The organism is Glutamicibacter sp. St.4D3 (assembly GCF_059728615.1).
Genome location: NZ_AP039380.1, coordinates 2966877 through 2988255 on the forward strand (window position 1 = coordinate 2966877; position 21379 = coordinate 2988255).

At 68.6% G+C, this 21379-nt stretch carries 19 protein-coding genes; 11 read left to right on the forward strand and 8 right to left on the reverse strand.

All coding sequences use genetic code 11. The features are described from left to right. Nucleotides 1-51 precede the first annotated feature (51 nt). Nucleotides 52-435 (forward strand): phage holin family protein, encoded by a 384-nt coding sequence (locus tag AC6I21_RS13700; RefSeq protein WP_138175687.1) that lies wholly within the window; start codon nt 52-54, stop codon nt 433-435. A gap of 9 nt (nt 436-444) precedes the next feature. Here the strand turns inward: AC6I21_RS13700 and AC6I21_RS13705 are convergent, their stop codons facing one another. Both AC6I21_RS13705 and AC6I21_RS13710 read right to left on the reverse strand, forming a co-directional pair. Beyond that, nucleotides 445-1797: an alpha/beta hydrolase family protein gene (locus AC6I21_RS13705; protein ID WP_497762620.1), complete on the reverse strand. Its 1353-nt coding sequence runs from the start codon at nt 1795-1797 to the stop codon at nt 445-447. Between the two features lie 2 nt (nt 1798-1799). After that, entirely contained in the window at nt 1800-2069 is a 270-nt protein-coding gene (locus AC6I21_RS13710; protein WP_396277366.1) for a hypothetical protein, read from the reverse strand. Nucleotides 2070-2230: 161 nt separating this feature from the next. Between AC6I21_RS13710 and purB the strand changes: the two genes are divergently transcribed. Continuing rightward, nucleotides 2231-3637, forward strand: coding sequence for an adenylosuccinate lyase (purB, locus tag AC6I21_RS13715; RefSeq protein ID WP_497762621.1), 1407 nt, complete (start codon nt 2231-2233; stop codon nt 3635-3637). Between the two features lie 107 nt (nt 3638-3744). Here the strand turns inward: purB and AC6I21_RS13720 are convergent, their stop codons facing one another. The 5 genes from AC6I21_RS13720 to AC6I21_RS13740 form a co-directional block, all read right to left on the reverse strand. Beyond that, nucleotides 3745-5289, reverse strand: coding sequence for a nucleobase:cation symporter-2 family protein (locus AC6I21_RS13720; RefSeq protein ID WP_171021176.1), 1545 nt, complete (start codon nt 5287-5289; stop codon nt 3745-3747). Nucleotides 5290-5431: 142 nt separating this feature from the next. Further along, complete coding sequence (gene xdhC, locus AC6I21_RS13725) at nt 5432-6298, reverse strand: xanthine dehydrogenase accessory protein XdhC (protein ID WP_497762622.1); 867 nt, start codon at nt 6296-6298, stop codon at nt 5432-5434. Continuing rightward, nucleotides 6295-8655, reverse strand: a complete 2361-nt coding sequence (gene xdhB, locus AC6I21_RS13730) for a xanthine dehydrogenase molybdopterin binding subunit (RefSeq protein WP_497762623.1) — start codon at nt 8653-8655, stop codon at nt 6295-6297. The genes xdhC and xdhB overlap by 4 nt, the downstream gene beginning before the upstream one ends. Next, nucleotides 8652-10163, reverse strand: coding sequence for a xanthine dehydrogenase small subunit (locus AC6I21_RS13735; protein ID WP_446754630.1), 1512 nt, complete (start codon nt 10161-10163; stop codon nt 8652-8654). The genes xdhB and AC6I21_RS13735 overlap by 4 nt, the downstream gene beginning before the upstream one ends. A gap of 368 nt (nt 10164-10531) precedes the next feature. Then, the gene (locus AC6I21_RS13740) at nt 10532-11017 is read right to left on the reverse strand and encodes a nucleoside deaminase (protein WP_054821614.1); all 486 of its coding nucleotides are present in this window, start codon (nt 11015-11017) and stop codon (nt 10532-10534) included. A 474-nt stretch (nt 11018-11491) separates the two neighbouring features. Here AC6I21_RS13740 and AC6I21_RS13745 point away from each other — a divergent pair, with 474 nt between their 5' ends. From AC6I21_RS13745 to AC6I21_RS13755, 3 genes are all read left to right on the forward strand, one after another. Next, nucleotides 11492-12193 carry a PepSY domain-containing protein gene (locus AC6I21_RS13745; protein ID WP_446754631.1) on the forward strand — a complete coding sequence of 234 codons (702 nt, stop codon included), beginning with the start codon at nt 11492-11494 and terminating at the stop codon, nt 12191-12193. Nucleotides 12194-12687: 494 nt separating this feature from the next. After that, nucleotides 12688-13482 carry a sigma-70 family RNA polymerase sigma factor gene (locus AC6I21_RS13750; RefSeq protein WP_497762624.1) on the forward strand — a complete coding sequence of 265 codons (795 nt, stop codon included), beginning with the start codon at nt 12688-12690 and terminating at the stop codon, nt 13480-13482. An 18-nt stretch (nt 13483-13500) separates the two neighbouring features. Then, nucleotides 13501-14223 carry a hypothetical protein gene (locus AC6I21_RS13755; RefSeq protein WP_497762625.1) on the forward strand — a complete coding sequence of 241 codons (723 nt, stop codon included), beginning with the start codon at nt 13501-13503 and terminating at the stop codon, nt 14221-14223. Nucleotides 14224-14244: 21 nt separating this feature from the next. On the opposite strand, the gene AC6I21_RS13760 is transcribed toward AC6I21_RS13755, so the two are convergent. Continuing rightward, entirely contained in the window at nt 14245-15213 is a 969-nt protein-coding gene (locus tag AC6I21_RS13760) for a glycosyltransferase family 9 protein (RefSeq protein WP_497763428.1), read from the reverse strand. 206 nt (nt 15214-15419) lie between these two features. On the opposite strand from AC6I21_RS13760, the gene AC6I21_RS13765 reads away from it, so the two are divergent. From AC6I21_RS13765 to AC6I21_RS13790, 6 genes are read left to right on the forward strand one after another with little or no spacing between them, the layout of a single operon-like run. Beyond that, nucleotides 15420-15986, forward strand: coding sequence for a D-glycero-alpha-D-manno-heptose-1,7-bisphosphate 7-phosphatase (locus AC6I21_RS13765; RefSeq protein WP_446754634.1), 567 nt, complete (start codon nt 15420-15422; stop codon nt 15984-15986). Beyond that, a complete protein-coding gene (locus AC6I21_RS13770) occupies nt 15983-17071 on the forward strand; it encodes a glycosyltransferase family 9 protein (RefSeq protein WP_497762626.1) in 1089 nt (362 codons plus the stop codon). The genes AC6I21_RS13765 and AC6I21_RS13770 overlap by 4 nt, the downstream gene beginning before the upstream one ends. After that, nucleotides 17068-18081 (forward strand): glycosyltransferase, encoded by a 1014-nt coding sequence (locus AC6I21_RS13775; RefSeq protein ID WP_497762627.1) that lies wholly within the window; start codon nt 17068-17070, stop codon nt 18079-18081. Before AC6I21_RS13770 ends, AC6I21_RS13775 begins: the two co-directional genes overlap by 4 nt. Continuing rightward, nucleotides 18078-19328, forward strand: coding sequence for a glycosyltransferase (locus AC6I21_RS13780; RefSeq protein WP_497762628.1), 1251 nt, complete (start codon nt 18078-18080; stop codon nt 19326-19328). Before AC6I21_RS13775 ends, AC6I21_RS13780 begins: the two co-directional genes overlap by 4 nt. Then, nucleotides 19328-19978 (forward strand): D-sedoheptulose-7-phosphate isomerase, encoded by a 651-nt coding sequence (locus AC6I21_RS13785; RefSeq protein ID WP_138926867.1) that lies wholly within the window; start codon nt 19328-19330, stop codon nt 19976-19978. The genes AC6I21_RS13780 and AC6I21_RS13785 overlap by 1 nt, the downstream gene beginning before the upstream one ends. Next, complete coding sequence (locus AC6I21_RS13790) at nt 19978-21357, forward strand: PfkB family carbohydrate kinase (protein ID WP_497763429.1); 1380 nt, start codon at nt 19978-19980, stop codon at nt 21355-21357. The genes AC6I21_RS13785 and AC6I21_RS13790 overlap by 1 nt, the downstream gene beginning before the upstream one ends. The last annotated feature ends 22 nt before the right edge of the window (nt 21358-21379 follow it).

Genomic DNA, 21379 nt, shown 5'->3' on the forward strand with positions numbered 1-21379 from the left:
GGCATGGTGTTTTTCCAGCTCATACCCCGGTGAATGTGAAAAGCTAGTGCCATGAGCTTCCTGCTACGAGTCATCGTCAACGCCTTGGCCTTGGCCGCCGCCGTCTGGGTGGTTCCGGGCATCAACGTCATTCCCGCCGAGGACACCACGTTCTCGCGGGTCATCGCCTACCTGGTTGTCGCGCTGGTCTTCGGGCTGGTTAATGCGCTGATCCGCCCGGTGATCGCCTTCCTGTCGCTGCCGCTGACCTGCTTGACGCTGGGGATCTTCACGATCATCATCAACGCCGGCATGTTAATGCTCACCGCCTGGCTGACCCAGTTCCTACCAGTGGGGCTCAGCGTCAACGCCTTCTGGTGGGACGCGATTTGGGGCACGATCATCGTCTCCATCGTCTCGGCGATCCTGGGGCGTTTCGCCCTGATTGAACGGTAGCCAGCGGCCCTAATGCGGTGGGGCGATCTGCCCGAGTTTGCGGTAATTCTCGTCCCTACCAGTGGGCGTCTTGGGACGTTCCGGTGGGATGCGTCGCAAGGTGAACCCGCGCAGCTGCATCGGGCCCGGTTCAAAGCGCAATCCGCGCAGCACCGGGGATAGATCCCGGGCCGGTTGCCGCTGTAGCTGCCGCAAATGATTCCCGTAGTTTTGCAGTGTATGCCCGGGCCCGAAGGTGCCCTTGGGCAACGCCCCGGGGTTCTCCGGCCCACGAAAGGTCACCGTCAGCTGCCGGGGCCGGCGCCGGTTGGCGCGCCCGTCCAGCCCGGGGACCGGGTCGGAGGCGTCCTCCACGTGCAGGGCCATAATCTGCTGCGGCAACTGCACGTTGCCGATTGGCGCTCCGAGGGTGAGCACCGCTTGGACTTTGAACTTCTGGCCAATCAGCGGGTTCTTGGCAAGGTTCACCGCGTGCACCCCGCCCTGGGAGTGGCCGCTGAAGATGATCCGGCTGCCCTCCCGTGCACCGCTTTGCCGCAGCGCCTGCAGGACCGGAGGAATATAGTTCCCGGAATCCTGGCCCAGCGAATCCAGGATTCCCCGGGCGTCAAAAGGGTTCTGCTCCCCAAGCTCGCCGTGGGTGCCCGGAAGGATCACCACGAAGGTCTCCTCACCATCCTGCAAGGTCTTGCCGACGAGGATCCGTGACTCCTGGCGCAGCACCTCGGCCTGCAGCCGGTAGTAGCCCTCCAGGCCCCCGTCCAATTCCAGGGGAGGCAATGCTTCGCTGTGCCGGATCCGGATGGGCTGCACTGGCAGCTGCTGATTCCCATCCAAGACGCGGGTGAGGTCTTCCAGGAACTCGTCCACTTGGCGCTGGTGCGGGTCGGGTTGATTGAACGGGTCAAGCGGGGCCCGCAGCAGCGCTCCGAGCAGTTCCAGCATCCGCTCGGTGCTGTCCCGCGGCGGGCTGCCCCGGGTGCTCCACCACTCGCCGACGAATTCGGTGATGGTGCGCGGTGAACTCAGCAGCGCCAGCAGGGTGACAACCCGGTGCTCCGCGGCCCGGGCGTTGTCCATCGCCTGCCTCACCCTTGTCCCCAATTCCCCGGCATTGCCCTGGGCGTCGTTGGCGGCAACCGTGCCCTGCTGCACCAGCTCGGCCAGCTGGGTCAGATGCACCAGCGGTGGGGCCAGTCCGGCCTGGGCCGCAGTGAGCCTGGCCTCGGCGGCGCTGAGCAGGATCCTGCCCCGGGTGGAGGCCAGCAGCTGCTGCACCCGGTGCAGCGCCTCGGCGGCGCGGGCACAGCCGTGTGCGGCGGCCGCGTAATCCTTTTCGCTGTAATTGATCTCATAGCCCATGGCTACGCCGCCAGCTGCAGCCGCAGGATCCGGGTCTCCAGTTCATCAAGTTCGCGGCGGGCCGCATGGAGCTCGTCCTGGGTTTGGGTAATGTGTCCGCAAAGCCGGTTGATCTCCGCCGCAAGCTCGCCGCTGCGCCGGATGAAAGCCTGCCCGGTCTCGGTGTGCCATGTCAGGGCATGGATTGTCGTTAATTCCCGGATCGCCAAATCAGCGGCTTCCCGGGCCTCGGCCAGGGCGGCCCCCACCGAATCCAATGTTGCGTTGAACATTGCCGTGCACCTCCAGTGTGAAAGTTCTGCGGGCCTCACCTCCCGTTCTGACCCAGCATGGGTGCTGCCCGCCGTTGCGGGCGGTCCCATCCCGCGGGTTGTGGAGGGTGTGGGGCGCCGTAAAAGATGTGCTTGGCCACAAGTGATGAAAGAATATGGGCATGTCTGAGAATGCGCGCACTTCCCTTGCAAATGAACCGTTGGCACTTGGTGCTCTCGACGGCCGCTACCGTTCGGCGGTCGCCCCGCTGGTCGATTACCTCTCCGAAGCGGCCCTGAACCGCGACCGGGTCCATGTTGAGATTGAATGGCTGATCCACCTCACCGATCATTCGGTGTTGCCCGGGACCTCGCCGCTGAGCGATGAGCAGAAGACCGCGCTGCGCAAGATCGTCACCGACTTCGACGCCGACTCGGTCAAGGAACTGGCCGAGATCGAGGCCGTGACCGTGCATGACGTGAAGGCCGTGGAGTACTACATTGCCAACCGTCTGGAGGGCATCGGCATTGCTCAGCTCAAGCCCCTGGTGCACTTTGGCTGCACCAGCGAAGACATCAACAACCTCTCCTACGCGGTGGGCATCAAGGGCGGGATCGAAAACGTCTGGCTGCCCGCGGCCCGCGACCTGGTCGCCCAGCTGACCAAGATGGCCGAGGAGTCCCGCGAGGTGCCGATGCTTTCGCGCACCCACGGCCAGCCGGCCACCCCGACCACCCTGGGCAAGGAACTGGCCGTGTTGGCCTGGCGCCTGACCCGTCAGCTTCAGCGCATCGCCAAGACCGAGTTCCTGGGCAAGATCAACGGCGCCACCGGCACCTACGCCGCCCACTACGCCTCGGTGCCCGGCGCCGACTGGCAGCAGGTGTCCAAGTCCTTCGTCGAACACCTGGGCCTGACCTGGAACCCGCTGACCACCCAGATCGAGTCGCACGACTGGCAGGCGGAACTGTACGCGGACATCGCCCGCTTCAACCGGATCCTGCACAACCTGTGCACCGACATCTGGAGCTACATCTCCATCGGCTACTTCGTGCAGATCCCGGTGGCCGGGGCCACCGGCTCCTCCACCATGCCGCACAAGGTCAACCCGATACGCTTCGAGAACGCCGAGGCGAACCTGGAGATCTCCAACGGGGTGCTCGACACCCTGGCGGCCACCCTGGTCACCAGCCGCTGGCAGCGCGACCTGACCGATTCCTCCTCGCAGCGCAACATCGGCACCGGAGTGGGACACTCGCTGCTGGCCATCTCCAATGTCGCCAAGGGCCTGGATCGCCTGGATGTTGCCGAGACCGTGCTGGCCGAGGACCTGGACCACAACTGGGAGGTGCTGGCCGAGGCCATCCAGATGGTGATGCGTGCCGAGGCCATCGCCGGGGTCCAGGGCATGGACAACCCGTACGAGCGGCTGAAGGACCTGACCCGCGGACACCGCGTGGACGCCGCCCGCCTGAAGGAATTCGTGGGCGAGCTGGGGCTCTCGGCAGAGGCCGAACAGCGTCTGCAGGCGCTGACCCCGGGGACCTACAACGGGATCGCCGCCCAGCTGGTGGATCACCTGAAGTAGACCCGGCAGCAGCCGTTAAGACCCGTGGGCCGGGCGCCTGTTCTCAGGCGCCCGGCCCACGGGTTTGGTCCGGGTCTCGGCGTTCTCACGGGCCGGACCCGCGCCGCTTACCGTTCCTCGACCTCGGCCTGGAACCTGCGCGGCTCCGGCAACGGCAGCGCCCCGGTCTGGATTTGCTGGAGTTCCTCCTCGGTGACCACCGGTACCTCGTACCCGTCCTTGTCGACCAGCTTCCCGGAGGCGAAGTAGTCCCCGTCCAGCAGGCCGCACACTTCTTCCTCCCGCACCATGCGCGGTGGGGCGGCGGCAAACACGGAGGCGTCCTTGGCCGGGGTCCCGAATTTCATCTCATTGAACAACAGGTTCAGCAGCACGGCCATCAGTGCGGCCGAGGAGATCCCCGAGTCGAAGATGGTGGCGAACCATTCCGGGAAGTTCTGGTAGATGCCGGGACTGACGATGGGCAGGCAGCCAAACGCGATGGAGGCGGCCACCACCACCAGGTTCAGCCCGTCATACTTCACGCTGGACAGGGTGCGGATGCCCGAGGCGGCCACCGTGCCGAACAGGACGATGCCTGCGCCACCCAACACCGGTGCCGGCACCGCGGCCACCACCCGGCCCAGCACCGGCAGCAGGCCCAGGACCACCAGGATGCCGCCGCCGGCGGCCACCACGAACCGGCTGGTGACACCGGTGATGGCCACCAGGCCCACGTTCTGCGCGAACGCCGTCTGGGTGAAGGTGTTGAAGATCGGGGCCAGCACCGAGGAGGCCATGTCCGCGCGCAGCCCGTCGGCGATGCGCTTTGAGTTCACCTTGGTCTTGGCAATCTCACCCACCGCCAGGATGTCGGCAGTGGTTTCGGTCAGGGTCACCAGCACCACGATGGTCATCGAGATGATCCCGCCGATTTCAAACACCGGCCAGCCGAAGGCCAGCGGCTGCGGGAAGGCGAAGAACGCGCCCTCGCCGACCTTGGAGAAGTCCGCCATCCCGGTCAGTGCCGCGATGATGGTGCCGATGACGATGGCCAGCAGGATCGAGAGCCGGGAGATGCCCGGAGAACCGATCTTGGACAGCAGCAGGACGATGGCCAGGGTCAGCGCGGCCAGCCCGATGTTGGCCAGGCTGCCGTATTCCGGCGCACTCGCGTCCCCGCCCATGGCCCAGTTCGCCGCCACCGGGGTCAGCGACAGCCCGATCATGGTGATCACCACGCCGGTGACCACCGGCGGGAAGAACCGGATGATCCGGGCGAAGAACGGGGCGATGATGAACCCGATGAGCGAGGCGACCAACACCGCGCCGAAGACCGCAGGCATGCCCCCACCGCCGTTGACGATGGCCACCAGGGTGGCGACCGAGGCGAAGGAGACCCCCTGCACCAGAGGCAGCTGGGCCCCGAAGAACGGGATGCCAATGGTCTGCAGGATGGTGGCCAGCCCGCCGATGAACAGGCAGCTGGCCACCAGCACACCGATTTCGGCGCTGCTCAGGCCGGCGGCCCCGCCAACGATCAGCGGCGGGGCGATGATCCCGCCGTACATGGTCAGCACATGCTGCAGACCATAGGCGAAGCTGCGGCCCAGCGGCAGCTTCTCATCTTCCGGGCGTCTGCCCTTGATGTCCTTGCCTTGTAGTGCACCCACTATGACCTCCTAGTGATGGTGGTGTGGTTGGTGATGACGGTTAATGGTGAAGACGGTAGAAGGGGTGTTGCCGGTGTTTTTGGCATCGCCAAAGAGCGCACGGCTCCTCAAGGCCGGGCGTTGAAGACGGGTTATTGGGTTATCAGCAGGCCGCTGGTTGTTCGGCCCTTGGGTGGCTGTCCGTGTGGGACGTTGGTTCTGTGGCGTTGGTCGGTGCTGCCGCCCGGCTGAGCCGGGCCAGCAGGTCGGCGGCGACACTGACCGCGATGGTGGCCGGGGTTTTCCCGGCCACCTGCGGCAGCCCAATGGGGCAGTCGATTCTTTGGATGTCGCGCTCTTCATGGCCGCTGGCCGCAAGGTTTTTGCGGAATCGCTGCCATTTGGCATTGGAGCCGATCAGCCCCACCGAGCCGAGGTCCGTGCGGCGCAGGGCCGCATCGCACAGGTGGAAGTCCTCGGCGTGGTCGTGGGTCATGATCAAAACATGGGTTCCGGCCGGCAAGCGGGTCAGGACCTCCTCCCCCAGCAGCGCCGGCTGGGCGTGGAGGCGGGCCACCGGGGGTTCCAGGGCCGCCAACTGCTCCAGCTGTTCGGGCCGGGAGTCGCTCAGGTACAGTTCCATGTCGTGGCGGGCCAGGATGCGGGCCAGTTCCATGCCCACGTTCCCGACCCCGAAGATCGCCACCGCGGTGGGCACCGCCTGGGGTTCAAGCAAGATGGTCACCTCTCCTCCGCAGCACTGCCGGCCGTAGGTGGCCGGGGCCTTGTCGTTTAGCCGCAGCGTGAACATCTGCGGTTCGCTGCTTCCCTCCGCCAGCAGCTGCCGGGCCCGGGTGATCATGCTCATCTCCAGGTTGCCGCCGCCGATGGTCTGGAAGATCGCCTCGGCGGTGACCACCATCTTGGCCCCGGCCTCGCGCGGGGCGTGACCGCGCACGGCTGCGACGGTCACCAGCACGGCCGGGGTGCGCTGCTCACGCAGCCGGGACAGATCCTGCATCCAGGTCATGGCGTCAGGCTCACCGCCGGGGATGCGGCGCGCTGGCGGACCGCGTCAATGGCCCAGTAGACGGCTTCCGGGGTGGCCGGGGAGGCCAGCTGCACCCCGGTTCCGGCAGCGGCGAAGGCCGCGACCGCCTGGCGCAGCGCCTCCCGCACGGAGAAGGCGAGCATGAACGGCGGTTCACCCACCGCCTTGGAGCCGTAGACCGCCCCTTCCTCGTGGGCCTTGTCCAGCAGGGCCACATTGAAGGTCTCGGGCATTTCGGAGAAGCTGGGGATCTTGTAGGTGCTGGCCGCCTGGGTGGCCAGCCGGCCCCGGGTGGGCCGGTCGCTGGTGTCCCAGCGCAGGTCCTCCAGGGTGAGCCAACCCAGGCCCTGCACGAACCCGCCCTCAATCTGTCCCACGTCGATCATCGGGGAGAGCGAGTCCCCCACGTCGTGCACGATGTCCACGCGGCGCACCGTGTAGGAGCCGTCGAAGCGGCTGACCTCCACCTCGGTGGCGGCGGCCCCGCAGGCGAAGTACTTGAATGGCTCCCCGCGCATCGCGCCCAGGTCCCAGTGCAGCCCCTCCGTGCGGTAGAAGCCGGCGGCTGAGAGCTGGATGCGCTGGAAGTAGGCGGTGCGCACCAGTTCGCCCCATTCCAGGGTTTTCTTGGTGCTCAGGCCGGTGATGATCCCGCTCTGGAAGCGGACCTCATGGGCCGGCACGCCCAACTGCACGGCGGCGACCTGCGCCAGCCGGGCCTGGATCTGTTCACAGGCGTCCTTCACCGCCCCGCCGTTCAGGTCGCTGCCGGAGCTGGCTGCGGTGGCCGAGGTGTTGGGCACCTTGTCGGTGCGGGTCGCGGCGATGCGCACCGTGGACAGCGGCACCCCCAGGCTGGTCGCGGCGACCTGCAGGATCTTTTGGTGCAGGCCCTGGCCCATCTCGGTGCCGCCGTGGTTCACCAGCACGGTACCGTCCTTGTAGACCAGCACCAGGGCCCCGCCCTGGTTGAAGGCGGTGAGGTTGAAGGAGATCCCGAACTTGACCGGGGTCAGCGCCAGCGCACGCTTGGTGTGCTCCGTGCCGGCATTGAATTCGGCGATTTCCTTTTCCCGGCGGACGATATCTGCCTCGTCGAGTACCTGCTGCCACACGGCGTCGATGCGCTCGGCGTGGCGCACCGGCTGGTAGTAGGGGGTGTCCTGCCCCTGGGTGTAGAAGTTTCGCCGGCGCAGCTCACGCGCCGGGATCCCCAGCTGCGGTGCCACCCGGCCCAGGATGTCTTCCATGATGAGCATGCCCTGCGGCCCGCCGAAGCCGCGGAACGCGGTTTGGGAGGTCTTGTGGCATTTGGCCACCCGCCCGTGCACCCGGATGTTCGGGATCCAGTAGGCGTTGTCGATGTGGCACAGCGCGCGGGTGAGCACCGGTTCGGACATGTCCAGGCTCCACCCGCCATCGGAGGTCAGCGTGGCATCCAGCCCCAGGATCCGGCCGTCCTGGTCGAACCCGATCTTCCAGCTGGCGTAGAAGCCGTGGCGTTTGCCGGTCATGGTCATGTCCAGGGTGCGGTCCAGGCGCACCCGCACCGGCCGGCCGGTGAGCAGCGCCCCCAGCCCGGCCAGGGCCGCATAGCCGTGGGACTGCATTTCCTTCCCGCCGAACGCCCCGCCCATGCGCAGCACCTGCACGGTGATCTGGTGGGCCGGCAGATCCAGCACGTGCGAGACGATGTCCTGGGTTTCGGTGGGGTGCTGGGTGGAGGACTGGATCATCAGCTGCCCGCCCTCATCCACGTAGGCCAGCGAGTTCTGGGTTTCCAGGTAGAAGTGTTCCTGCCCGGAGAACTCAAAGTCCCCCTCGAACACGTGTGCCGCCTCCGCCAGCGCGGCCCCGGGTTCACCCTTGTTGATCACCGGTTGGATGCCATGGAAGCTTTCGGCGGCAATCGCCTCGGACAACGTGATCAGCGAGGGCAGCGGCTCGTAGTCCACCGCAACGGCGGCGGCCCCGGCCTTGGCGGCCTCCAGGTCTTCACCGAGAACCCAGGCCACCGCCTGGCCGTAGAACATGACTTCTTCGGGTGGGATCATCGGCTCGTCATGCTTCGTGCCCTGGTCGTTCACCCCGGGGATGTCCGCGGCGGTGATGACCCTGACCACACCGGGGACCTTCAGGGCCGGGGTGGGGTCCAGGCTCAGGATTCGGGCGTGGGCGTGGGTGGACTGCACCGGGTAGGCGTGCAGCACGCCGACCATCCGCTGGCACAGGTCATCGGTGTACAGGGCGGTGCCGGTCACGTGCGCGAGAGCGGATTCGTGCGGGTGGCTTTCGCCGACAATGGCCCCGGTGGGGCGCTGCGATAGCTGGCTCATGAGTGGTGCTCTCCCTTCGAAGCTGGGGTGCGGCCAAGCTGCTGGGCAAAGAAGCGCTCCAGGGAGGAGCCGAGCATGGCCTTGCGGTAGTTTGAGCTGGCGCGGTGATCATCCATGGGGGTTCCCTCCTGAGCCATGACCTCGGCCGCGGCGTGCAGGGTCTCCAGCTGCCAGGGGCGGCCTTCGAGCATGGCCTCGGTGGCGGTGGCGCGCAGCGGGGTGGCGGCCACCCCGCCCAGCCCGATGCGGGCCTTGGTGATGACCCCGTCCTGGACGTCCACGGCATAGCCGATGGCGACGCTGGAGATGTCGTCGAAGCGGCGCTTGGCGATCTTCTGGAAGGAGGTCAGCGGCGCCAGCGGCGACGGGATGCTGATGGCGGTGATCAGTTCCTCGGGGGCCTTGACCGTTTGCCGGTACCCGGTGAAGTACTGGGACAGCGGCACCATCCGCTGCCCGGCGGTGGAGCTGAGCACCAGTTCGGCCTCCAGGGCCAGCAGCGCCGGCGGGGTGTCCCCGATGGGTGAGCCGGTGCCCAGGTTGCCGCCGATGGTGGCCCCGTTGCGGATCAGCCTGGAGGCGAACTGCCCGAACAGCTGGCCCAGCAGCGGGACGCGCCCGGCCAGCCCGCGTTCCAGTTCGCTCAGCGTGCAGGCCGCGCCGATCACGATTCGGTCCTGGCGCACCTGGATCTGGCGCAGTTCGGCCAGCCGGTCGATGGCCAGCAGCGAGCGGGCCCGGGCTCCCTTCAGGTTGACCTCCACACCCCAGTCGGTGCCACCGGCAATGGGCAGCACGTCGGGTTCCTCGGCCAGGATCTGCAGCGCCTGCTCCAGGCTGGCCGGCCGGCGATAGCGTCCGGGTTCACCGGTGGGGGTGTCGGCCCTATAAAGGTCGGTGACGGCCGGTGCCGGTGCGGCCTGCTGACGGCGCAGGGCCAGTTCGTCCCCGGCCTCCGGCTGCCCCAGCGCGTAGGCGGCGTCCCGGATCGGACGGTAGCCGGTGCAGCGGCACAGGTTGCCGGACAGGGCATGCAGGTCAAACCCGTTGGGTCCGCATTCGTGCTCGGCCAGCTGGCCGTCGTGTTCGGCGTTCCGGGACGGTTCGGCGCGTTCGGGGCGGTAGTATTCGGCGGCCATGCTGCATACGAATCCGGGCGTGCAGTAGCCGCACTGGGAGCCGCCGCGTTCGGCCAGCTGTTCCTGGACCGGGTGCAGGTCGCCCGGTCCACCCAGGCCTTCCGCGGTGAGCACTTCCTGTCCGTCCAGCGCCGCGGCCGGCAGCAGGCAGGAGTTCAGTGCGGTCCAGCGGGTGCCCTGCCCGTCGGGGCGGGCGACCAGGATGGCGCAGGCGCCGCATTCGCCTTCGGCGCAGCCTTCCTTGGCTCCGGTCAGCCCCTCGCCGCGCAGGAAGTTCAGCGCGTTGGTGTGCGGTGGGCCGGTGAATTCGCGGGCGGTTCCATTAACGGTGACCTGGCACCGGGTTTGTTCAGTGATCTCGGCGGTCATGCCGCTTGCCTCCTACTTCCCCAGAGAGGGAAGCACAGTGGGTGAAAGTGAGCTGGTGGTCATCTTCGCCGGGGCAACGCGTTCGGCGAAGGGGCAGGCAGCGGCCTGGGCACCAGTTGGGTGGCCGGAGTTCAATGACTCAACGGAAAACTGGCTGGCGGCGCGCTGGCGCCGTTAAGCTCCGTGGGCAATCTGTCCCTTCGCCCAGACAACGGATCCACCCATGACGGTCCTCCAAGAAATTTCGGATCGCGAGAAATCGATTTCAAACGATTGTTGTGAAGCATATCACAGCAGGCTTTGGTGCACCATGGTTCGCTGCTTCCGGAGGACGTTCGTGACGCCAGCGGCCTGCCGGCAGCGACGGCTTAGTATTCCGTGCGTACTTCCAGGCCATCCCAGATCTCGAACGGCTGCAGGTGCTCTTCGGCCTCGAACAGCTGGCGTTCCACCGGCATCAGGGAGCGATCCGAATCGGGGCCAAAGTAGTCATAGAACACCGCGTCATCGAAGCCGGAGCGTTCGGCGTCATGGCGGTCCGCGGCGAATACGACCCGGTCGACGCGGGCCCAGAGCGCGGAGGCCAGGCACATCGGGCAGGGCTCGCAACTGGTGTAGAGGATGCAGCCAGCCAGGGTGAAGGTGCCCATTTGCTCGGCCGCGGCGCGGATGGCGACCACTTCGGCATGGGCGGTGGGGTCGTTGTTCGCGGTGACCCGGTTGACGCCTTCAAAGGTGCGCCCGTCGGGCGCCAGGATCAGCGCGCCAAAGGGGCCGCCGCTGTTTTTGACATTGTTACTGGCGATGTCAATGGCCATTGACAGGTACTTCTGGTCGGCAATGGTCGCACTCATCTGGGGCTCCTCGCGGCTCGCACGGCAGGCCGGCATGCCGCCGGATACGGACAGCAACTCAGCCCACCAACTCGGTAGGTTCAACAGCATGCCCGGTAGATAGCCCCTGATCCGGGGCCCGCCGTAGCCATGATCCGAGGGTAGCAGTCCACTGTGAGCCACGCCATATTGTGTCGTTACCTCGCTTCGTCGTACCGGTGCACACCCGGACGCATGGCACCGGCACGGCCAGCGGATGAACGCCAGGTGGACGCTGACTGCCAGAGTCCCGCCGGTGCTTGACCTGTCGGGGAACCAGTGGAAAACATGGCCTTGGGTGCTCGCTAAAGGCGGCACCGCGCGACCAGGCCGGTGAACCGGCCGGGGGATGACCCGGCGGCGGGCTTCCCGCGGCGACCCGGCAATGAACCGATCCGAGACATGAAGTCCCGCATTTTTAATGTTGGGCCTTCCCAGGGAATTAGGGAGCGAATCATGAAAACCAGTGCCATGAAGAAGACCACGACAGTGCTCACGTTCGCGTTCGCCACTGCCTTGCTGGCCTCCGGATGTTCCGGCAACACCGGTGACAGTCCCGAACCAACGACGGCCACCAGCAGCCAGGCGGCGGCACCCAGCACCAGCGCGTCCCCCACCGAAGATGCCTCGCAGTCCTCCGCCTCCCCGACCGGTTCGGCCACGCAGAGCCCGGAATCGCAGAGTCCGGGCTCGCAGAAGAGCGACCTGTCCCAAACCAGTTTCGACACGTCCTGGCAGGATGCGGTGGACAGCGCGAAGAAGAAGTTCTCCGGCGAGGTCTCGAAGATTGAGCTGGAGGCCAATGACGCCGGACGGTATGCCTACAAGGTCGAGGTCATCAACGACACCCAGAAGTACGAGACCCACATTGATGCGAACTCCGGGGAAGTGATCAATGAGGAAACCGATGATCTGGATGATGATGAGCGCGGCACCGAGAAGGACAAGAAGCGCCTGGACCTGGACAAGGTCGTCTCCCTGGACGATGCGATGAAGACCGCACAGCAGGAACAGGCCGGGGCGGTGAACAAGTGGAAGCTGGAAGGCAGGTCCGCCGGGCCGCGCTACGAATTCGACATCACCCCGGACGGCGCGAACGAGGACCGCGAGATCAAGGTCGATGCCATCAGCGGAAAGCTGGTTTCCGGCGACGACTAAGCCCCCTAGCGGTCAGGTTCCGCCGCCGGCGATGGGCCGGACTGAGGGGACGTACACACTGCCCACACAGCCATGCCCTGTTCCCCTTGGGGACAGGGCATGGCTGTGCCTTTGACCGCTGTTGCCGCTCGCCTGGCCACGGACCCGATACAGAACCGGCCGGGCGCCCTTGGCAAAACGGCGCAAATGCGCTAGCTCTTCAAAACCGCACTCTCTTCCAGCGTCGAAGCGCTTGTTTGCGGGGAAGCAGCAGTGTCCCTCCCCGCCCGCCCCGGCACCGCGCCGGCCCGCGTTGCGCTCCCCGCAGGACGGCGACCTTAGAACTCTCCTAAAGCGCTCCCCGCCGATTGGCGCAGGGGGCTAGCGTGTTGGCGGGATGAAACGGAAGCCGCGGAGCATCCCGAAAAATCCATCGGCCATCGGGGACCGAGACCAGTAATCGGTACGGTTCGGCCGCAACAGCAGGCGCCAGCAGCAGGAAGGGAAGGAAGCCAGTGACACAGCACCGGAGCGCAGAGGTGGGCACCGCCACCGCCCCCAAGGGCGCGCTGCGCACCGCGACCGAGGAGCAGGCGGTGCACGAATACCTGCCGCTCGCCGACGGCATTGCCCGGCAGATGGGCCAGCACGGCCCGGACCTGGAGGACCTGATCCAGGTGGCCCGACTGGCCCTGGTCAAGGCGGCCCGCCGCTTCGACCCGCGCCTGAACTCCAATTTCGTGGCCTTCGCCCGTCCCACCATCACCGGGGAGCTCAAACGCTACCTGCGCGACCACTCCTGGGTGATCCAGCCGCCGCGCGAAGTCCAGGAGCTGCAGATAGAAATCCGGCGTGAACATCCGCTGTTGTGCCAGGTGCTGGGCCGTGAGCCGCGTCTGGATGAACTGGCGGCTCACCTGGGGCAGCCGATCCCCCGGGTCGCCGAGGCGGTGGTGTCCCAATCGGGCCGCCACCCGGATTCGCTGGATGTGGTGCACAACGGGCGCACCTTGGAAGAACAGCTGCCCGATGCCTGCAATGACGAGTTCGCGGCACTGGATGATTCACTGATGCTTTCCGGGGCCCTGCGTCAGCTGGACCCCGATGAGAAGCTGATGCTGCGCCTGCGCTATTTCGAGGACGAAAGCCAGCAGCGCATCGGTGAACGGATGCGGATGAGCCAGGTGCAGGTCTCCCGGGCGCTGGCCCGGATCCTGCAAAAGCTGCAGCGCCACATCCTTGCCCAATTTCCGCACACCGCCGGCGAGCGCGGCACCCGGGCACGCCTGCACCGGCCCCGGGTCGCCTAAGGGCGGCGCCGCACCACCGTGGCACCACGTGAGCACCGCCGGGAATTGCATCCGGCCCTCCCGGACCGGGGCGCAGCCCGGATCCGGGCCGCCGAGCACCTGGCCGACCGGCTGGATAGGCCCATGGGCTTGTTGGGGGTGTTCTTCCTCTTTGTGGTGCTCGGGCAGCTGGTGGTCACCGAACCGCTCTGGGCCCAGGCACTGGCCGTTACCGGCTGGATCTGCTGGGTCGTATTCGTCCTGGAGTTCCTGTTGCGCGCCTATATCGCCCGCTTCCAGGCAACGTTCTGGCGGCACAACTGGTGGCAGGTGTTGTTCCTGCTGGTGCCGTTCCTGCGTTTTGTCAGGGCCCTGCAGGCGGTGCGCACCCTGCGGGTGGCCCGGCTGGGCGGGATCGTATCCGCCGGGGTGCGCGGCTCCAGGTCGGCCGGAAGGCTGCTGAGCAGCCGGATCGCCTGGCTGGCCGCGTTCACCGCGATTGTCATCCTGGCCGCCAGCCAGCTGCTCTACGCAATGGGCTCCCATACCCGGTACTCCACGGCATTGTTTGAGACCGCCATGGCCACCATCACTGGTTCGGGCATCAGCGCCGATGACCCCTTCTCCCGGATCCTGCAGGTGGTGCTGGCCGTGTATTCGGTCGCGGTGTTCGCCACCCTGGCCGGGTCGCTGGGCGCGTTTTTCCTGCGCAGCGAGGAAGCGGCCGAGCGGAATATGGGCCAGGAACCGGAGCAGCGCTAGGTCCCGGGCCCCGGACGACGCTTAGCTGCCCGGCAGTATCTGCGCGCGCCCGGCGTCCTGCAGGATCCCCAGTCCCCGCAGCGCCTGGATGACATCTTCGCTCTGCACCGCCAGCAGGGCCGGGTCGGGGTCTGTGGCGAAGGTTTCCCCGCGGCGCAGGCTCTCATCGGTGAGCACCACGTGCGGGCCCGGGGGCGGGCCCCAGGAGGAGACCGGGGCCGGGCCAAAGAGCACCACGGAGGGCACCTGGTAGGCGGAGGCCAGGTGGGCAGCCCCGGTGTCGGCCGAGACCACGCAGGCAGCCTCGGCCACCAGGGCGGCAAACTCGTCCAGCCCCAGCGTGCCGGCCAGCACCGCCTGTTCCCCCAGCCCGCAGGCCTCCGCCACGGCCAACGCGCGCGGACGTTCGGAGGAGCTGCCGGTGAACACCACCTGGTGCCCGGCCTCGTGCAGGGTGCCGGCGACCTCAGCGAAGCGCTCCACCGGCCAGTGCCGGCTGCCGTAGGCGGCGCCCGGGTGGATGACCACGGCCCCGGGGGCCGGGCTGGGCGCGGCGGGGCGCAGCAGCAAGTAGTCGGCCGGGTCGGATGGGATGCCATGCCACTGCACCAGCTGGCTCCAGCGCACCCGTTCGTGGGCATCCGGGTCCCATTCCGGGCCCTGCTGGCCGTCGGCCCGGTGACCTATCACCCGGTTGGCCTCCAGGGCGGCGATGCGCGAACGGCTCTCCAGGCCGTTGCCGTGCAGGTTCACCGCCACATCCACGCTGCCCGGCGACCGGTCGATGGGCACGTCCAGGCCGTGGGTGTCCAGCAGCTCGATGCCGCCCACCAGGTCCACGATGGGGCGCAGCCAGGACTGGGCGGCGTAGGTGATCCGGTGTTCGGGGAAGGCGCGGCGCAGCGCCCGCAGGGCCGGGACCGCGACCAGCAGGTCGCCCAGCTTCAGTGCCCGCAACACCAGCACTTCATCCTTCTTCTCACCCACCAGATGCTCCTTTCGCGACGCTTGAGTACAGCCCAATCCGTGCGGCATTTCCCGGCGATCCGTCGCTGACCGGCACCGGTTTGTGCCATACGGTTTCAGGCAAATCCCAAGGGAAGCACACATTTCCTAAAAATTCACAGAAGCTGGGAGAACCCAAAGAAGTTCTTCTCGGCTGATTATCCCCCGGTGTGACGGGTACCTCAGGTCGTATGGGCAATGAAACAGTTTTTCCCCGGGCGGTGCTCTTCGACCGCGATGACACGCTGGTAGTGGACGTGCCGTACAACGGCGACCCCGATCTGGTGCGGCCGGTGCCCGGCGCCGGGCAGGTGCTGCAGGCGCTGCGCGCGTCCGGGGTGCGCTGCGGGGTCATCAGCAACCAGTCGGGCATCGCACGCGGGCTGATCAGCGCAGAGCAGGTGGCCGCGGTCAACGCCCGGGTCAGTGAACTGCTCGGCCCCTTTGACACGTTCCAGTTCTGCCCGCACGGCCCCGAGGACCGCTGCCGGTGCCGCAAGCCCGCCCCCGGGATGGTGCACCGGGCGTGCGAGGAACTGGGGCTGGAGCCCTGGGAGGTGGCCGTGGTCGGGGACATCGGCGCGGACGTCGCGGCAGCCAAGGCCGCCGGGGCACGCGGGGTGCTGGTGCCCACCGCAGTCACCCGGCCCGAGGAGGTACGCGATGCCGACCTGGTGGCCGGCAGCCTCGCCGAGGCCATGCGGCTGCTGGGCGGGATCCCGGCCCCGGCCGACCAGGGCGCGGGAGGCCGGGCATGAGGCGGCTACTGGTGGCCCGGCTGGACTCGGCCGGGGACGTGCTGCTCAGCGGACCTGCGGTGCGCGCCGTCGCCGCCGCCGACACCCGGGTCAGCTACCTGTGCGGCCCGCAGGGCCAGGCCGCGGCCCGCTCCCTGCCGGGAGTGGATGAGGTCTTCACCTTCAACAGTCCCTGGATCACCGCCCCGGCACCGGCGGCCACCGATGAGCACCTGCAGCCGTTGCGTGACTTCCTGGCCGAACGGCAATTCGACGAGGCGCTCATCCTCACCTCCTTCCACCAGTCCCCGCTGCCGCTCGCGCTGCTGCTGCGCCTGGCCGGGGTGCCGCGCATCACCGGGGCCTCGGTCGACTATCCCGGCTCGCTGCTGGATGTGCGGTTGCGCCCCGGCGAGGACTTTGCCGAGGACCAGCCCGAGGCTTTGCGCGCCCTGGGGATCGCCGAGGCCGCCGGCTACCGGCTGCCTGCCGGGGATGACGGGGCGCTGGCGGTGCGGGACATCCCCGATACCCGGCACCTGACCGGAACCAAACCCTATGTGGTCATCCACCCGGGCGCCGCCGTGCCGGCGCGCACCTGGCCGGCCCTGCACCACGCGGCGCTGGTGGAGTTGCTGGACGCGGCCGGCTGGCTGCCGGTGGTCACCGGCGGCCCCTCCGAACGCCAGTTGACCGCCACCGTGGCCGGCACCGCCGGACTGGACTTGGGCGGGGCCACCGACTTCCACACCCTGGGCGGCGTGCTGGCCGGGGCCGAGGTGGTGGTCACCGGCAACACCGGGCCCGCGCATCTGGCCGCGGCCGTGGGCACCCCGGTGGCCAGCCTGTTCTCCCCGGTGGTCCCGTCGATCCGCTGGGCGCCGTACAAGGTGGCGGTGGAGCTGCTCGGGGACCAGCAGGCGCCTTGCGCCTTGAGCCGGGCCCGCGAATGTCCGGTCCCTGGCCACCCCTGCCTGACACAGGTCACCCCCGAAGAGGTGTTCGCCGCGGTGCAGCGGCTGGGTTCCGGCGTCGCGTCCTTCACCACCCGCCGCCAGCTGCGCCGCAGCAACGAGGTCGTTGAGAACGAAAGGAAGAGATCGTGAAAATCCTGATCTGGCATGTGCACGGCGGATGGATGGACTCCTTCGTGCACGGACCGCATGAATACCTGGTCCCGGTCAACGCGCAGCGTGACGCCTGGGGGCTGGGCACCGGGGGCCGGGACTGGCCGGCCTCGGTAAGGGAAGTCAGCCAGGAGCAGCTGGCCGAGGAAAACATTGACGTGGTGGTGCTGCAGCGGCCCGAGGAGCTGGCCGAGGTGCACCGGCTCACCGGCCGGGCGCCGGGCAGCGAGCTGCCGGCGGTCTTCCTGGAGCACAACACCCCCAAGAGCGGGAACGTGCCGAACTCGGTGCACCCGCTGGCCGAGCGCAGCGACATCCCGATCGTGCACGTCACCCACTTCAACCGGCTGTTCTGGGACTGCGGGCGGGCCCGCACCCTGGTCATTGAACACGGCATCGTGGACCCGGGCTACCAGTACACCGGCACGAACCCGACCCTGGGGGTGGCGATCAACGAACCGGTGCGCCGCTGGCGGGTCACCGGCACCGACCTGCTGCCCGGCTTCGCGCAGATCGCCCCGCTGGAGGTGTACGGGATCGGCACCAAGAAGCTGCCCGAGGCCCTGCAGCTGCCCGAGGGGCAGCTGATCATCCGCGGGGACGTGAACCCGGCCCAGCTGCACGGGATGCTCGGCCAGGCCCGCGCCTACCTGCACCCCTTCCGCTGGACCTCGCTGGGTCTGGCGCTGCTGGAGGCGATGCACCTGGGCATGCCGGTGCTGGCGCTGGGGGCCACCGAGGCGTTCCGGGCGGTACCGCCCGAGGGCGGAATGGTCAGCAGCGACGTCGCCGAACTGCAGCGCACCGCGCGGGTGCTGCTCAACGACCCGCAGGAGGCGGTGGCCCGCGGCCGGGCGGCGCGCGAATTCGCGCTGAAGCACTACGGGCTGCAGCGCTTCCTGACCCGCTGGGACACCGTGCTGGCCGAGGTGGGCGATGTGCGTTCCACGCAGCTTGCCGAAGAATTGACGGAAGGATCAACCCCATGAAAATCGCAATGATTTCCGAGCATGCCAGCCCCCTGGCCGCCATCGGCGGCGTGGACGCCGGAGGGCAGAACGTGCATGTTGCGGCGCTGTCCACGGCGCTGGCCGAACGCGGGCACCAGGTGAGCGTGTACACCCGCCGCGATGATCCGCAGCTGCCCGAACGGGTACAGGTGTGCCAGGGCTTCGAGGTGGTGCACGTGGATGCCGGGCCGCCCGAGCCGATCTCCAAGGACCTGATCCTGCCCTACATGGGGGAACTGGCCCGCGCGGTGGCCGCCGACTGGGGCACCACCCCCCCGGCGGTGGTGCACGGGCACTTCTGGATGTCCGGGCTGGCCGCACTGCAGGCCGCCCGCCTGGCCGAGGCGCCGGTGGCGGTGGCCCAGACCTTCCACGCGCTGGGCACCGTCAAGCGCCGCCACCAGGGGGCGGCGGACACCAGCCCGGAGGAACGCTCCTGGATGGAGCCGGCCGTGGCCCAGGATGTGGACTGCATCGTGGCCACCTGCTCCGATGAGGTGTTCGAGCTGCGCGCCATGGGCGCCGAGGGCCAGCGCATCTCGATCGTGCCGTGCGGGGTGGACACCGACCTGTTCACCGCCCAGGGCCCGGCCGAGGCCCGCGGCCGGCGCTACCGGATCGCCAGCATTGGCCGGCTGGTGCCGCGCAAGGGCGTGGCCACCGTCATTGCCTCCCTGGCCGAACTGGCCAAGCTGGGCATCACCGACATTGAACTGGTGATCATCGGCGGGGCCGGCGGCGCCGGATCCCTGGAATCCGACCCGGAGGCCGCCCGGCTGCGGGACCTGGCCAACGAGCTGGGCGTGGGTGATCAGGTGATCTTCCGCGGCCAGCTGCCGCGCGAGCAGATGCCGCAGCTGATCCGCAGCTGCAACGCCGTGGTCTGCGACCCCTGGTACGAGCCCTTCGGCATCGTGCCGCTGGAAGCGATGGCCTGCGGGGTGCCGGTGATCGCCAGCACCGTGGGCGGGCTGGTGGACACCGTGGTGGATTCGGTCACCGGGCTGCACATCCCGCCGCGGGATGAGACCGCCCTGGCCCAGGCACTGCAGCGGCTGCTGAACGACGAGCAGTTCGCGGCCCGGATGGGCGCGGCCGGCCGGGAACGGGCGGTCACCCGCTACAGCTGGCAGCGCATCGCCACCGACACCGAACGGGTGTACGGCCAGCTGGTCTCCCGCCCCTCGGCGGCACGCGAAGAACGGATGATGGGAAGGGCACAGTAATGGAACAGGCAGTCAATGCGGCAATCAACCTGGACACGGTGCGCGCCCCGCAGGCGGCGCGGCTGGTCACCGGCCACCTGGACGCGCTGGCCCCGGCGGTCAGCTCACTGCGCGGCTCGGCTGACACCCTGGCCCGCTGGGGCACCGTGCTGGCCCAGAAGCTGGCGGCCGGGCAGCGGCTGCTGGTCGCCGGCAACGGCGGTTCGGCCGCCGAGGCCCAGCACCTGACCGCCGAACTGGTGGGCCGCTTCGACGGGGAGCGCGGGGCCTACTCGGCGATCTCGCTGCACGCCGAGACCTCCGCGTTCTCGGCAATCTCCAACGACTACGGCTACGATCAGTCCTTCGCCCGCCAGGTGCGGGCCCACGGCCGGGAAGGGGACGTGCTGCTGCTGCTGAGCACCAGCGGACGCAGCCCCAACCTGCTGCAGGCCGCCCAGGCCGCCCGCCAGGCGGGCCTGGCCACCTGGGCACTGGTCGGCCAGGGCCCAACCCGGCTCTCCGACCTGTGCGATGAGAGCGTGGAAATCCAGGGCCCCTCGGCCAGCGTGCAGGAATGCCACCTGGTGGCCATCCATGCGATCTGCCGGGTCTTCGACGCGGCCATCGCCGCGCATGAGCGTGAGGCCTCGAAGGGAGCGTGGCAGTGATGCGTATCGCCGTCGTCGGTGACCTGCTGCTGGACCGCGACCTGTCCGGGCAGGCCACCCGGCTCAGCCCCGACGCCCCGGTGCCGGTGGTCGATGTGCAGGATGACAGCTACCGGGCCGGCGGCGCCGGACTGGTGGCCAGGATGCTGGCCGGGGACGGGCACCAGGTGGTGCTGGTCTCCGTGCTCGGGGATGACGCCGCCGCGCACCGGCTGCGCGGGGCGCTGGCGGGCCTGGAACTGGCCTGCGGGCCCTCGGGGGCACCGACCCCGGTCAAGAGCCGGGTGCGCGCCAACGGCCAGGGCGTGGTGCGCTTTGACGAGGGCTGCGCCCTGCCGCCGGTGCCGCAGGCCACCAGCACCATGCTCGGGGCCATCGCCGGGGCGGACGCCGTGGTGGTGGCCGACTACGGGCGCCGGGTGGTGGAGAACCCGCGCATCCGCGCGGCCCTGCAGGCCAAGGCCGAAACCCACCCGGTGGTCTGGGACCCGCACCCGGCCGGGGCCCGGCCGGTGCCCGGCTGCAGCGCGATCACCCCGAACCACTCGGAGGCCCTGAAGTTCGCCGGCGCCCTGGGCACCGAACCGGCCCAGGAACCGTCCGCAGCGGCCGCTGCGCTGCACACCGAGTGGGGGTGCCCGGTCGTGGTCACCCTGGGTGAGCACGGCGCCCTGCTGCAGCACCAGGACGGGCAGCCGGTGCGGCTTCCCGCCCCGCAGGTCGGCGCCCACGACCCCTGCGGCGCCGGGGACCGGTTCGCCTCCGCGCTCGCGGTGGCCCTGGCCGAGGGCCAGGAGCTGCCCGAGGCGGTGGCCACCGCAGTGGATGCCGCCGCCGGGTTCCTCGGTTCGGGCGGGGTCGCGGCGCTGGGCGAGCTGCCGGCCGCCACGGCGCAGCCGATGGACGTGGGCACGGTGGCCGGGGAACCGGACCCGTGGCGGGTCATTGAACAGGTGCGCGGTGCAGAGGGGACCGTGGTCGCCACCGGCGGCTGCTTTGACCTGCTGCACGCCGGGCACACCCGGACCCTGCAGCAGGCCCGGGCGATGGGTGACTGCCTGATCGTGCTGCTGAACTCGGATGAGTCGGTGCGCCGGCTCAAGGGCAGCACCCGACCCATCATTGCCGGAGACGACCGGGCCGAGCTGCTGCTGGCCCTGGACTGCGTGGACGCGGTGGTGATCTTTGACGAGGACACCCCGCACGCGGTGCTGGAACAGATCCGGCCAGATATCTGGGTCAAGGGCGGGGACTACGACGCGCAGACGCTGCCGGAAACCCCGCTGATTGAATCCTGGGGCGGGCGCAGCGTGACCGTCCCCTACCGGGTGGCGCGCTCCACCACGTCGCTGGCAGCCGCGCTGGCCCGGGTCGGCTAGCCCCGACCAGGATCAGCGGCAC

Coding starts and splice junctions, on each gene's coding strand:
- AC6I21_RS13700 (WP_138175687.1), top strand. CDS start 52: ATGAGCTTCCTGCTACGAGTCATCGTCAACGCCTTGGCCTTGGCCGCC.
- AC6I21_RS13705 (WP_497762620.1), bottom strand. CDS start 1,797: ATGGGCTATGAGATCAATTACAGCGAAAAGGATTACGCGGCCGCCGCA.
- xdhC (WP_497762622.1), bottom strand. CDS start 6,298: ATGACCTGGATGCAGGATCTGTCCCGGCTGCGTGAGCAGCGCACCCCG.
- AC6I21_RS13745 (WP_446754631.1), top strand. CDS start 11,492: ATGAAAACCAGTGCCATGAAGAAGACCACGACAGTGCTCACGTTCGCG.
- AC6I21_RS13770 (WP_497762626.1), top strand. CDS start 15,983: ATGAGGCGGCTACTGGTGGCCCGGCTGGACTCGGCCGGGGACGTGCTG.
- xdhB (WP_497762623.1), bottom strand. CDS start 8,655: ATGAGCCAGCTATCGCAGCGCCCCACCGGGGCCATTGTCGGCGAAAGC.
- AC6I21_RS13785 (WP_138926867.1), top strand. CDS start 19,328: ATGGAACAGGCAGTCAATGCGGCAATCAACCTGGACACGGTGCGCGCC.
- AC6I21_RS13735 (WP_446754630.1), bottom strand. CDS start 10,163: ATGACCGCCGAGATCACTGAACAAACCCGGTGCCAGGTCACCGTTAAT.
- AC6I21_RS13710 (WP_396277366.1), bottom strand. CDS start 2,069: ATGTTCAACGCAACATTGGATTCGGTGGGGGCCGCCCTGGCCGAGGCC.
- purB (WP_497762621.1), top strand. CDS start 2,231: ATGTCTGAGAATGCGCGCACTTCCCTTGCAAATGAACCGTTGGCACTT.
- AC6I21_RS13740 (WP_054821614.1), bottom strand. CDS start 11,017: ATGAGTGCGACCATTGCCGACCAGAAGTACCTGTCAATGGCCATTGAC.
- AC6I21_RS13780 (WP_497762628.1), top strand. CDS start 18,078: ATGAAAATCGCAATGATTTCCGAGCATGCCAGCCCCCTGGCCGCCATC.
- AC6I21_RS13765 (WP_446754634.1), top strand. CDS start 15,420: ATGGGCAATGAAACAGTTTTTCCCCGGGCGGTGCTCTTCGACCGCGAT.
- AC6I21_RS13790 (WP_497763429.1), top strand. CDS start 19,978: ATGCGTATCGCCGTCGTCGGTGACCTGCTGCTGGACCGCGACCTGTCC.